This is a genomic window from Tritonibacter litoralis, from assembly GCF_009496005.1.
GTDB classification, from domain to species: domain Bacteria; phylum Pseudomonadota; class Alphaproteobacteria; order Rhodobacterales; family Rhodobacteraceae; genus Epibacterium; species Epibacterium litoralis.
In genome coordinates this window covers 42870-55412 of record NZ_WIBF01000003.1, presented here as the reverse complement: position 1 = coordinate 55412, position 12543 = coordinate 42870, and the positions used below count along the sequence as shown (strand labels likewise).

The 12543-nt window shown below is 58.5% G+C and carries 13 protein-coding genes; 8 read left to right on the top strand and 5 right to left on the bottom strand.

The window, feature by feature from the left end:
- Positions 1–24: 24 nt before the first annotated feature.
- The 3 genes from truB to rbfA all read right to left on the bottom strand — a co-directional run bounded on the left by truB (position 25) and on the right by rbfA (position 2171).
- A complete protein-coding gene (truB, locus tag GFB49_RS06525) occupies positions 25–933 on the bottom strand; it encodes a tRNA pseudouridine(55) synthase TruB (RefSeq protein WP_153215055.1) in 909 nt (302 codons plus the stop codon).
- A gap of 90 nt (positions 934–1023) precedes the next feature.
- Positions 1024–1743, bottom strand: a complete 720-nt coding sequence (locus tag GFB49_RS06520; protein ID WP_343032516.1) for a phosphodiester glycosidase family protein — start codon at positions 1741–1743, stop codon at positions 1024–1026.
- A 32-nt stretch (positions 1744–1775) separates the two neighbouring features.
- On the bottom strand, positions 1776–2171 hold the full coding sequence (rbfA, locus tag GFB49_RS06515; protein ID WP_153215054.1) for a 30S ribosome-binding factor RbfA: 396 nt from the start codon (positions 2169–2171) through the stop codon (positions 1776–1778).
- 89 nt (positions 2172–2260) lie between these two features.
- Between rbfA and dapB the strand changes: the two genes are divergently transcribed.
- On the top strand, positions 2261–3070 hold the full coding sequence (dapB, locus tag GFB49_RS06510; RefSeq protein ID WP_153215053.1) for a 4-hydroxy-tetrahydrodipicolinate reductase: 810 nt from the start codon (positions 2261–2263) through the stop codon (positions 3068–3070).
- 150 nt (positions 3071–3220) lie between these two features.
- Here the strand turns inward: dapB and GFB49_RS06505 are convergent, their stop codons facing one another.
- Positions 3221–3553 (bottom strand): putative quinol monooxygenase, encoded by a 333-nt coding sequence (locus GFB49_RS06505; protein WP_153215052.1) that lies wholly within the window; start codon positions 3551–3553, stop codon positions 3221–3223.
- A 17-nt stretch (positions 3554–3570) separates the two neighbouring features.
- Complete coding sequence (locus GFB49_RS06500; protein ID WP_153215051.1) at positions 3571–3771, bottom strand: DUF1674 domain-containing protein; 201 nt, start codon at positions 3769–3771, stop codon at positions 3571–3573.
- Positions 3772–3867: 96 nt separating this feature from the next.
- On the opposite strand from GFB49_RS06500, the gene GFB49_RS06495 reads away from it, so the two are divergent.
- The 7 genes from GFB49_RS06495 (at position 3868) to GFB49_RS06465 (ending at position 12479) form a co-directional block, all read left to right on the top strand.
- Complete coding sequence (locus GFB49_RS06495) at positions 3868–5130, top strand: RsmB/NOP family class I SAM-dependent RNA methyltransferase (RefSeq protein WP_153215050.1); 1263 nt, start codon at positions 3868–3870, stop codon at positions 5128–5130.
- A gap of 113 nt (positions 5131–5243) precedes the next feature.
- A complete protein-coding gene (locus tag GFB49_RS06490; RefSeq protein ID WP_153215049.1) occupies positions 5244–6986 on the top strand; it encodes a heparinase II/III family protein in 1743 nt (580 codons plus the stop codon).
- A 24-nt stretch (positions 6987–7010) separates the two neighbouring features.
- The gene (gene purH / locus GFB49_RS06485) at positions 7011–8600 is read left to right on the top strand and encodes a bifunctional phosphoribosylaminoimidazolecarboxamide formyltransferase/IMP cyclohydrolase (protein ID WP_153215048.1); all 1590 of its coding nucleotides are present in this window, start codon (positions 7011–7013) and stop codon (positions 8598–8600) included.
- Between the two features lie 18 nt (positions 8601–8618).
- Complete coding sequence (gene lspA / locus GFB49_RS06480) at positions 8619–9092, top strand: signal peptidase II (RefSeq protein ID WP_153215047.1); 474 nt, start codon at positions 8619–8621, stop codon at positions 9090–9092.
- A 52-nt stretch (positions 9093–9144) separates the two neighbouring features.
- Entirely contained in the window at positions 9145–9648 is a 504-nt protein-coding gene (locus GFB49_RS06475) for a DUF3035 domain-containing protein (protein ID WP_153215046.1), read from the top strand.
- Positions 9649–9822: 174 nt separating this feature from the next.
- The gene (locus tag GFB49_RS06470; RefSeq protein WP_153215045.1) at positions 9823–11166 is read left to right on the top strand and encodes a M16 family metallopeptidase; all 1344 of its coding nucleotides are present in this window, start codon (positions 9823–9825) and stop codon (positions 11164–11166) included.
- Positions 11163–12479, top strand: coding sequence for a M16 family metallopeptidase (locus GFB49_RS06465; RefSeq protein WP_153215044.1), 1317 nt, complete (start codon positions 11163–11165; stop codon positions 12477–12479). The genes GFB49_RS06470 and GFB49_RS06465 overlap by 4 nt, the downstream gene beginning before the upstream one ends.
- Positions 12480–12543 lie beyond the last annotated feature (64 nt).

The following is a 12543-nucleotide window of genomic DNA, read 5'->3' as shown; positions in this document are numbered from 1 at the left end:
GGCGAGGCTATGACGCAAGCAGGGTTACTGGTTGAACACCCGGCTGGGATGCAGGCTTCCGGATTTGTAGATGCCTACAGCCACAGCTTTGCCTTCGATCGAGGCCCAGGCTTCATCCCCGTATTCGACCTCATCATTGGGCATGACCATGCCCGGATTGCCGTTTTTGAGGCGCACCGCGCCCTCGGACGTGCATTTGACCTCGGGCAGACCATCCAGCCCCTGTTCCAAAGGACGCATATGCGTGTCGAGTTCTGGCGTGCGTTCCATCCGTTCCACATCCGGCCATTTCAACGCATCCTCGACTTCGAAGGGACCGGACCAGATCCGGCGTAGTTCTTTGACATGGGCGTGACACCCCAAAGCCTCACCCAGATCCCGTGCGATAGAGCGGACATAGCCGCCTTTGCCGCAGGTCATCTCCAATACCACGTGATCGGCGTCGGGACGGTCAATCAGGAACAGCTCTTCCACCCACAAGGGGCGCGCCGCCAGTTCGACGTCTTCCCCGTCGCGCGCCAGCTTATAGGCGCGCTCCCCATCAACCTTCACGGCGGAAAATTTGGGGGGCACCTGCTGGATCTCACCCAGAAACGGCAGCAAAGCGTCCTTGATCTGTTCATCCGTCGGGCGCGCATCGCTTTCGGCTATGACTTCGCCTTCGGCATCATCCGTATTGGTGGCCTGACCCAGCCGCACGGTAAAGGTATAGGCCTTCATCGCATCGGTGATAAACGGCACGGTCTTGGTGGCTTCACCCAAAGCAATGGCCAAAACGCCCGTAGCCTCAGGGTCCAGCGTGCCCGCATGGCCTGCCTTCTGCGCTTCCATCGCCCAGCGGACCTTGTTCACAACCGCGGTCGAGGTCATCCCAGCCGGTTTGTCGATAACCAGCCAGCCAGAAATATCGCGCCCTTTGCGTTTGCGTGCCATTGCCTACCCTTGTGTCTGTGATGAGGCGCGCGAGGTAGCCCAAGCCTCCGGTGCTGTCAATTCAAACGGGCGGCCAAAGGAGGATTTCGGTCAATTGACTTTGTCCTCTACAACGCCAACGATCGGCCCCATCATAAAGCCCGCATCGCTACGTCCGATCTGTGGTGCATGCAGCCGCGAGATATTGCCGTCAAAATACAAGGCACTGGGCAGTTCCAGGTGGTCCCGAAACAGGCTGCCAAACTGGTGAAAGGTCACTGCATTGCGGGAGATCACAAAAACCACACGGGTGCCGTCCGCCGAGGTGCCAACCCCGTTGCGCACATAATAGGAGGTCGAATCAGGCAGAAAACGAGGGTGCAGTGCACCGTCGATCACCAGCATCGGACCCGATTGGGTGGCATAATCACAGGTCACGCCGCTGTCGCGAAAGGCGAGCGTTTCAAACACATCCGCCCGCCCCTGACGGATGCAAAAGATCCCATTAGGCAACAATCCAAAATTGCCCGGACCCGCATTGGGCACCAGGTGCATGACCTCTTCGCCCTGTTCGACAAACAGACCAACCGGTGAGCGGTCCGCGTGATACATGCCGGCATTGGTGGCAAAACTCAGCACTTGTCCAACCGCGTCGAGCTGCTTGTCCAGGCTTGAGAAATGACCGATCACATTGCCGGCATCATCCCGCAGAAACAGCCGCAGCTGCTCGTGGACTGCGTCGACTTCGCAGATCGAATAGCGATTGCTCTCATATGAGATGTTGCGGCATTCAACCGCCTGGGCGCGCGGTGCCCCGCCTGCCAACGCTATGCAAAAGCACAGAAAAAAGCAGGCGACACGGATCACTCGTCGATATCGCGGCGCACCGCGTCCTGATCCAGCATCCGTCGGGTCTCATCCATCTGATCAAAGGTCTGATCCAGCTGGAAGCGCAGATCAGGAGTGAACTTCAACCCCAGTTTCTTGCCAATGACCCTGCGCAGCTCTGCTTTGTTGCGCGCCAGCAGCTGCACCACTTGATCTTGGCCCTGTCCACCCAAGGGCAGCACATAGGCGGTTGCGATTTTCAGATCCGGCGAGGTGCGCACCTCTCCCACAGTGATCGACATACGGTTGAGGTCGGGGTCATGAATATCGCCACGCGCCAGCACCTCAGACAGGGTGCGGCGGATCAGCTCTCCCACACGGAGCTGACGTTGTGAAGGACCGGGACCATCATGAAATTTGTTCTTTGCCATATTTCCGATTTATGCCGATTTCCTCCCTTTGCCAAGCGCTGCCAGCCGCTGTAGGAGGATTTCAGCACGTTTATCAAAGGACCAGAGCCATGACTGACCTCCCCGGAATTGTGATCACCGGCGCCTCGGGGCGTATGGGACAAATGCTGATCAAGACGGTTCTGGAGAGCGACAAGGCAAGGCTGGCTGGCGCAGTGGAACGTACAGGCCATGACTGGGTCGGCCGCGATCTGGGCGAAGCGATGGGGGGGACTCCCTTGGGCGTTACTGTCACCGATGATGCGTTGGCGGCTTTCACACAAGCCGAGGCGGTGATCGATTTCACCGCCCCCGAGGCTACGATTGCGTTTGCCAAGCTGGCAGCCCAGGCCGGGTGCGTTCATGTTATTGGCACCACTGGCATGACCGAAGATCAGATCGCTCAGCTGGCACCATCGGCGCAGAAAACGCCGATTGTACGTGCCGGCAATATGAGTTTGGGCGTGAACCTCTTGATGCAGCTCACCAAAAAGGTCGCGGCTGCGTTGGATGAAGACTTTGACATCGAAGTGATCGAAGCCCATCACCATCACAAGGTCGACGCGCCGTCAGGCACCGCATTGATGCTGGGCGAAGCCGCCGCCGAAGGACGTGGCGTCAAGCTCACGGACGTTGAAGACCGCGCGCGCGACGGGATCACTGGCGCACGTAAGAAGGGCGATATCGGGTTCTCGGTGATCCGGGGCGGTGACATTGTGGGCGAACACGACGTTCTTTTTGCCGCCGCAGGCGAACGTATCATTTTGCGCCACATGGCCACCGACCGGGCTATTTTCGCGCGCGGTGCTGTCAAAGCCGCGCTTTGGGGGCAGGGCAAGGCCCCGGGTGAATATGATATGGTGGACGTTCTGGGACTCTGAAGCGGCCCTTTGGGCCGCTGTCTCCGGCGGAAGTATTTGAGAAAAGATGAAAGGTCGGCGACACGCTATTGCTTTCATCTTTTTGAAAATACTTCGGGGGTGCGGGGGCTGGCCCCCGCGAGCTGATCGCCAGGGCGAAGACCTCAGTTTTCAAGGCGTAGGCGTGCCAGAAAACCCTTCAAACCCGTCGGTTGTTTCCACCAGTGATGCTTCAAAATTCGCGATCATTGGCATGACTTTGGATTCAACGTCCTGGTTCCAGACGGGACCATCGTAAAAAGCTCTCTTGATCTCTTCCCGCGCTTCCAAGCTGGGAAAAGCACGCATCCAGTGCACTTTGTCGGGGTCTTCCAGATCGCGCATCGGACCAAAAACCTGCATACCTGCCTCGCGCAGCGCCTGCCGGTTCACGGTTTCAAAGAAACGAATGAACTCTTCTCGTTTCCCCGGGCGCAGGGTGTATCGGCGGATTTCGATGATCATGAACCTGTCGATGCTGGTCAGAAGTCGACCGCAATGCCTTTTTTCTCCCAATCGCCATATCGTACGGGTTCGGGGCCATCTCGCCCGCCCAATTCTGTTGGCAGCGGCTCTTTTTCCTGCTCAGCCTGCCTACGCGCTTCGGCTTCGGCCAAGGCGCGTTGGGCGGCAGGGGGCAGGTGTTTCCACTCGGGTTTGATCTCCGGCGTCGCGTCGGTCATTGACGGGTTCCTTTATGCTCTGGGCATGATATACGCGCGGCTTTACTGGGAACAACCCGTTCTCAGGAGCAATTGCACCTCAAAGGGCTGCCCGAAATGTCTGATGCCACCCCCGCTCGCCGCACGGCTGTCTTTTTGCTCGACCAGGTTCTGGGCGAGGGTCGCTTGTTGGCGGAATGTTATGCGGCCGGGGCATTGGAGCGGCTCGAGCCGCAAGATCGCGCGCGGGCGCAAAGGCTGGCCACGGATACGCTGCGCAATCTGGAGCGTTGCGACAAGATCCTCGCCAAATACCTGAAAAAGGCGCCGCCGTTGCACGTGAAAAATGCTTTGCGGCTAGGAGCTTATGAGCTCTGCGCCGGCGGCGCTGCGCATGGTGTGGTGAACACAATTGTCAATATTATTGCCCGCCACAAACGCCATGGCGCGCTGAAAGGCCTGGTGAATGCGGTTCTGCGCAAAGTTGCGGAACATGGACCGGCTGAATGGGCAAAACTGCGTACGTCTCGTCTGCCCAAATGGCTGCGCGCGCCTTTGGTTGAGGCCTGGGGCAGTGACGCTCTGCGTGGGATCGAAGCCGCGCATCAGGCGGGCGCACCGCTGGATGTGACGCCTAAGGCTCCCGGCCACGGAGCCCTGCCCGAAGGCGACACCCTGCCAAGCGGATCGATTCGGGTCCAAGACAGCGTGCAGGTCTCGACCTTGCCGGGGTTTGAGACCGGAGACTGGTGGGTGCAGGATGCGGCCGCGGCCCTGCCCGCGCGCCTTCTGCAGGCGCAGGCGGGAGAGGCGGTGCTGGATCTTTGTGCGGCACCTGGCGGCAAAACCCTACAGCTTGCGGCATCAGGCGCAGATGTAACGGCCGTTGATATATCGGAAAAACGTCTGGCGCTGCTGAAGGAAAACCTGACCCGTACGAAATTGTCCGCGCAGGTCATCGCGAGGGACGCGTTGGAACATCACGGGCAATATGATGCGGTTATTCTGGACGCGCCCTGTTCCGCCACCGGCACCATTCGCCGCCATCCCGACCTGCCCCACGCCAAGGATGGCAGTGACTTTGGTGCGTTGATCAACTTGCAAACCCAGATGCTGGCCCATGCCTGGAGCCTTGTAAAACCCGGTGGGCGGATGGTGTTTTGCACCTGCTCGTTGTTGCCGGATGAAGGCGAATGCCAGATCGAAGACGCACTGGATATGTTCCCCGACATGACCGCCGATCCGGCACCGATCCACGCCTTGGGCATCGATTCGAACTGGATCACCGAGGAAGGCGGCCTGCGGCTGCGTCCCGATTATTGGGCGGATCGCGGCGGTATGGATGGGTTTTACATGGCCCTTCTGCGCAAATCCGCTTGAGCGCGGTGTCCCAAGACGTTCAATCCCGGTGACTTGTGTCAGGCCGCGCGCTATGCTCGCGGGAAAAGGCCTGCAATTTTACATCTCTAAGGCCGGATTGAGACGTTTTGAGCATGTCACATTACAGCCGGATTTCCACCAATCGAACAGTTCTGCTGAACCGTTGGTACGCCTATAGATCCCGTCGCCAGCCCTCGGCGACCGGGTTTGTGTCCCAACCGGAGCCGCGCACCATCGGCAGCTTTGCGCGCGGGCGACAGCTGGTGTCGGGCAATTTGCTGTTTGCCGGCTACCTATTGGAATCAGAGACCACGGGTCTGTGGGAAGTGGACGCCCCTGATCAGGCTTTTGACGCGGAGCGTCACGGCTTTGCCTGGCTGGATGATCTGGTTGCTGTGGGCGATCTGGCCGCGCGCAAAAAGGCCCAGACCTGGCTTTGGGGCTGGATCGAGGCGCATGGTGACGGCGGCGGGATCGGCTGGACTGCGGATTTGACCGGGCGGCGGGTCATTCGCTGGATCAACCACGCGCTGTTTCTGTTGGCGGGGCAGGACAAGCAGGCGTCGGATGCGTTTTATGCTTCACTGTCGCGCCAGACTTGGTTTCTCTCTCATCGTTGGCAAGGGGCTATTCCGGGTTTGCCTCGGTTTGAGGCTCTGACCGGATTGATTTATGCAGGGCTTGCCCTGGAGGGGCGCGAAGAGCTGGCAGAGCCTGCGATCAAAGCGCTGTCTCAGGAGTGCGAAAGCCAGATCGACGCCCAAGGGGGGCTGTTGACCCGCAATCCAGAAGAATTGCTGGAGGTTTTCACCCTGTTGACCTGGGCCTCGGCAGCGCTGATCGAATCCGGCCGCCGGGTTGCGCCTGCCCATCAAAACGCGATTGAACGTATTGCCCCGGCCCTGCGCAATCTGCGTCATACGGATGGCGGTTTGGCCCGGTTCCACGGTGGTGGTCGGGGCATGGAAGGGCGGATTGATCATGCGCTGGCGGCGGGACCCAAAAGCCGGGCCAAACCCAAAGGTCTGGCGATGGGCTATGCCCGCCTTTATGCGCGCCGCACCTCGGTGATTGTGGATGCAGCCCTGCCACCGACAGGCACAGCATCCTATAATGCGCATGCCTCCACCCTGGCGTTTGAGCTGACGTCCGGGCGCAGACCATTGGTGGTCAATTGCGGCTCGGGCGAGACTTTTGGGCTGGAATGGCGTCGCGCTGGGCGTGCCACACCCTCCCATTCGACCCTGTGTCTTGCGGGGCATTCCATGGCCCGACTGGCCAGCCCGCACAAAGTCTCCAACCGCGAAGCCTTAATCGAAGGCCCAACGCGGGTGCCGATTGAGGTCGAAGAACAGACCCATGAGACCAAGATCGAAATGGCCCATGATGGATATGAGGCGGCCTTTGGTTTGACCCATGCTCGGACCCTGGAGCTGAGCGATGATGGGCGCTCTCTTACGGGTGATGACATGCTATTGGCGCTGGATGAGGCCGCGCAGCAGCGGTTTGACCGCACCAAACGCACGACCGGGGCCACAGGCATCGGTTATGATCTCAGATTCCATCTTCATCCGGATGTGGATGCGCGTCTGGATATGGGCGGCTCTGCCGTGTCGCTGGCCCTTAAAAGTGGTGAAATTTGGGTGTTTCGCCATGGCGGCGGGGCTAATTTGCGGCTGGAACCCAGTTTTTATCTGGAAAAAGGCCGCTTGAAGCCTCGCGCTTCGCAACAAATCATTCTATCTGGCTACGCAATAGAGTATGCGACGCGCGTCCGGTGGGTGCTGAGCAAGGCACAAGATACTGCCGTTGCCGTGCGTGACATCAACCGGGACGAGCCCGAAAGTTTTGATTGAGCCTGACAAAGGACTGCCACACCCATGACCAATCTCCATCCCGTGCGCCGCGCGTTGCTTTCTGTTTCCGATAAATCCGGTCTTATTGACCTGGGCAAGGCGCTGGCTCAGCGCGGTGTTGAGCTTCTGTCCACCGGTGGTTCTGCCAAAGCGTTGCGTGATGCAGGCCTGACCGTCAAAGACGTGTCGGATGTAACCGGGTTTCCGGAGATGATGGACGGTCGTGTGAAAACCCTGCACCCCAAGGTGCATGGCGGCCTGTTGGCGCTGCGCGACAATGACGACCACGTTGCTGCAATGACTGAACACGGCATTGGTGAGATCGACTTGCTGGTTGTGAACCTCTACCCGTTCGAAGCCGCGCTGGAACGCGGTGCGGATTATGCTGAAATGATCGAAAACATCGACATTGGTGGCCCTGCCATGATCCGCGCAGCGGCCAAAAATCACGGCTTTGTCACCACGGTTGTCGACGTCGAAGATTACGACGCGCTGCTCGCCGAACTGGACGCCAATGATGGTCAGACCACCTATGCCTTCCGCCAGAAACTGGCCCAGATCGCCTATGCCCGCACCGGTGCCTATGACGCGGCTGTCTCCACCTGGATGGCCAATGCCATTGGTGAAGAAACCCCGCGCCGCCGGGTGTTCGCAGGTGAGATCAAACAAACCCTGCGGTATGGTGAAAACAGCCACCAGAAAGCGGCCTTTTATACCGATGGGACCGCCCGTCCCGGTGTGGCGACGGCCGAGCAGCTGCAGGGCAAGGAACTGAGCTACAACAACATCAACGACACTGATGCTGCCTATGAGCTGGTGGCCGAGTTCGACCCGGCGGAAACCGCGGCTGTTGCCATCATCAAACACGCCAACCCATGTGGTGTAGCAACCGGCGCAACCTTGTTGGACGCCTACCAGAAAGCGTTTGACTGCGACCGCACTTCTGCCTTTGGCGGGATCGTGGCGCTGAACCAGCCGCTGGATGCGGCCACCGCCGAAAAGATCGTTGAGATCTTCACCGAGGTGGTCATCGCTCCCGGCGCGTCGGATGAGGCCAAAGAGATCTTTGCCAAGAAGAAAAACCTGCGTCTGTTGCTGACCGATGCTCTGCCCGCACCGCGTGCTGCGATAACCGCCTATAAACAGGTTGCTGGCGGCGTTCTGGTTCAGGACAAGGACGTGGGATATGTCGGTATCGACGACCTGAAAGTGGTGACCGAGGCCAAACCGACGGACGAACAGATGCAAGATCTTCTGTTTGCGTGGAAAGTTGCCAAACACGTCAAATCCAACGCGATCGTTTATGTCAAATCCAACGCGACCGTGGGTGTGGGCGCGGGCCAGATGTCCCGCGTTGACAGCGCTAATGTGGCCGCTTCCAAAGCCGAGCGCATGGCCAAAGAGCTGGGGCTGGACGAAAGCCTCGCCAAAGGTTCTGCCGTGGCTTCTGATGCGTTTTTCCCTTTTGCCGATGGCCTGTTGGAAGCCGTTGCTGCGGGTGCGACCTGCGTGATTCAGCCAGGTGGCTCCATGCGTGATCAGGAAGTCATCGATGCAGCCAATGAAAATGGCATCGCGATGGTCTTCACCGGCATGCGCCACTTCCGTCACTAAGCAAACAGGATCGGCGACATGCGTTTGATCGTTGCGGCCTTTGCGCTGGCCTTTGGCCTGGATCAGCTCACCAAATATCTGGTGGTTTACCGGTTGGGGCTGATTGACCGCTATGCTATCGACGTGTGGCCGCCGATCCTGAACTTTCGCTATGGCGAAAACACCGGCATCAATTTTGGACTGTTTGATGGCGGTGCGGACACCGGGCGCTGGATTTTGATCGGGGTGTCGCTGGTGATTTGTGCGGCGCTTACAATTTGGACCACACGCCAGCCGGCCCACCGCGGCCTGCGGCTGGCGGCGGGGCTGGTCATCGGCGGTGCGCTTGGCAATGTCTATGACCGTGTGCTTTATGGTTATGTGCTTGATTTCCTGAACATGTCCTGCTGCGGGATCAACAACCCCTTTGTGTTCAACGTCGCGGATGTCTTTATCTTTGCCGGGGCGGCTGGTTTGATCCTGTTTGAAGGCCAGCTGAAAAAGCCCGCGTGACCTTGCCCAGAAAATCCGCTAAGACGCGATAAACGGACGGGAGTTGTTTCGGATGCAGATCTCAAAAAGCCTTGGCGCGCTGGCGCTTGTTCTGATCGCCTCTGCCTGCAGCAAAGGTGGCCTGCATGATCTGCGCAACAACAGTTCGGGCCCGGATGAGTTTCTGGTCCAACCTGTGAAGCCTTTGGAAAATCCAGCGAATTTCGCAGAGCTTCCGCAGCCGACGCCGGGTGGGATCAACCGCACTGACCAAAACCCGCGCGCTGATGCGATTGTGGCCTTGGGCGGCAATCCGGGATCATCAGGCGTGCCTGCGTCGGACAGCGCCTTGTTGGCGGCGACGGGGCGGTATGGGGTTCAGCCCGACATCCGCGAAGATCTGGCCGAAGAAGACGCAAAATTCCGCCGTCGCGAACAGCGCACAGCGCGGATTAAACTGTTCCCAGTGGATCGTTATGGCGACGCTTACAAGCGTCAGTCGCTGGATCCATTTGCGGTGAACCAAGCCTATCGCAATGCGCAAACCGGCACGCCATCCGCACCGCCGGCCCAATAAACTTCTTAAAGTCCGCTCACAACCCCGCCAGCGGCCTTGTTCCCACGACGAAGAAACGTAGGTTGAAAGGCAGTAGTAACGGGTATACCGATGCTAATCCCGCGTTGCGGGGTTTATGAGCAGTTCCGGCGCGGACCGCATGACAATGCGCCGCAGGATGACGGAGGACGACATATGATCCGCAGGATCACAAGCGCCATTGCGCTGGTTTTGGCCCTTTCAGCAGGTGTTCACGCCTCAGAGGCAAAGGTCACCAGCTTCTCTTTGGACAATGGAATGGATGTTGTGGTGATCGAAGATCACCGCGCCCCGGTGGTCCAGCAGATGGTCTGGTACCGGACCGGCTCAGCGGATGAGACACCGGGCGTGTCCGGTGTTGCGCATTTTCTTGAACATCTGATGTTCAAAGCGACCGAGAATTTGGAATCCGGTGAATTGTCGTCAACCGTTGCGGCCAATGGCGGGCGGGACAATGCCTTCACCAGCTATGACTACACCGCGTATTTCCAACGAGTCGCAGCCGATCGACTGGAATTGATGATGCAGATGGAAGCAGATCGGATGGTGAACCTGCGTCTGACTGAAAATGACATCACAACCGAACGTCAGGTCATTCTGGAAGAACGCAGCCAACGCACAGACAGTGATCCGGGCGCTTTGTTCAACGAGCAGATGCGCGCGGTTCAATATCTCAACCATCGTTACGGGCAGCCGATCATCGGCTGGCGCCACGAGATGGAACAACTGGATATGGAACACGTCCTGTCCTTTTATGAAATGTATTATGCTCCCAACAACGCGATCCTTGTGGTGTCCGGCGACGTAGACCCCGAAAACGTCCGTACGCTGGCAGAGACATATTACGGTGCGATCCCGGCCAATCCAGATCTGCCAGAGCGTCTGCGTCCGGACGAGCCACCTCAGCTGAGCGCGCGCCGGGTCACGTTCAAGGATGCACGGGTTGCTCAACCCTATGTCATGCGCAGCTATTTGGCGCCAGAACGCGACAGTGGGGCCCAGGAAAAAGCGGCTGCACTTTACCTATTGGCCCAACTCCTCGGTGGCGGCAGCACATCTTATCTCACCAATGCTCTGCAGTTCGATCAGCAGCTGGCCGTTTATACCACGTCTTACTATCGTGGTGCCTCGCTGGATGACACGACGTTCACCTTCCTGGTGGTGCCGGCACAGGATGTTTCGCTGGAAGAGGCCGAAGCAGCGCTGGACGCAACTCTTGCGGCCTTTTTGGAAGAAGGTGTGGATGAGGCGCAGTTGGATCGGATCAAATTGCAATTGCGCGCGGATGAGATCTATGCGCGCGACAATGTGGATGGGATCGCCAATCGCTATGGCCGGGCGCTGACCATGGGGCTTACGGTTCAGGATGTGCAGGACTGGCCACAGATCCTTCAATCGGTCACCGCAGATGAAATTATTGCCGTTGCGCGCGAAGTCCTGGTTCCCGAAGCCTCGGTCACTGGCTGGCTGACGCGTGATGCTCAGGAGGTTACCCAATGAGTGCGTTGAAAATCATTGCCGCCGCTTGGCTGGTGATTCTGACGGCTTTGCCCGCCCGTGCCATTGATATAAAGGAAGTCACCTCTCCTGCAGGGTTCACGGCATGGCTGGTCGAGGATCACTCGATTCCCTTTGCGGCGCTGGAACTGCGGTTTCGCGGCGGTACATCCTTGGATATGCCCGAAAAACGCGGAGCGGTGAATTTGATGACAGGCCTTTTGGAAGAAGGGGCCGGGGATCTTCTGGCTCAGGACTATGCTCGTGCGCTGGAAAGCCTGGCGGCCAGTTTCCGATTTGATTCCGATCGTGACACTGTGTCGATTTCGGCCCGTTTCCTTAGCGAAAACCGTGATGAAGCAGTGGAATTGCTGCGCCAGACACTGCAAGAACCACGCTTTGATCAGGATGCTTTGGACCGGGTGCGCGCGCAGGTGCTGGCTGGCCTGCGTTCCAATGAAACCGATCCGGAAGAGATCGCAGGCAAGGTCTTTGCTGCCAAGACCTATGGCGATCATCCGTATGGTACGCCAGAAGAGGGCACCATTACCTCGGTGACCGAGCTGACCCGCCAGGATATCTTTGACGCCTATGAGGCGGTGTTTGCCAAAGACCGGGTTTACGTCAGTGCCGTTGGGGACATCACTGCCGCTGAACTGGGAGCATTGATGGATGTGCTTTTGGACGCACTTCCTGACCAAGGCGGCGCGCTGCCCGGACCGGTTGCGCCAAGCTTTGCCGAAGGGATCGATGTTGTTGATTTTGACACACCGCAGTCGGTTGCAATTTTTGGCCAGCCCGGGATCGAGCGCGATGATCCGGATTTCTTTGCTGCCTATGTGTTGAACCAGATCATCGGCGGCGGGTCTTTTGACAGCCGACTGATGCATGAGGTGCGCAAAGAGCGCGGCTTGACCTATGGCATCTATTCCTACCTGCTGCCGCGCGATCTGGCGGCGGTCTATCTGGGCTCTTTTGCTTCGGACAATGGCAAGATGGCAGAGGCGGTTGATGTGGTTCAAAATGAGTGGGCACGGATCGCTACCCAAGGTGTGACCGCCGAGGAGCTGCAGGACGCCAAGACCTATCTGACCGGGGCTTATCCGTTGCGGTTTGATGGCAATGGTCGCATCGCGTCGATCTTGGTCGGCATGCAAATGGATGATCTGCCAAGGGAGTACATTGATACCCGCAATGACAAGATCAACGCGATTACTTTGGAAGAGGCCAACCGCGTTGCGGCGCGGCTTTATGATCCAAGCCGGTTGCAATTTGTCATCGTTGGCCGTCCCGAAGGATTGCAGGCCACGCAGTAAGCGTTAAATCGCGACCTCTCCTAAACGGTAAAAGAGCGCCCGAGGGGCGCTCTTTTACTTGATA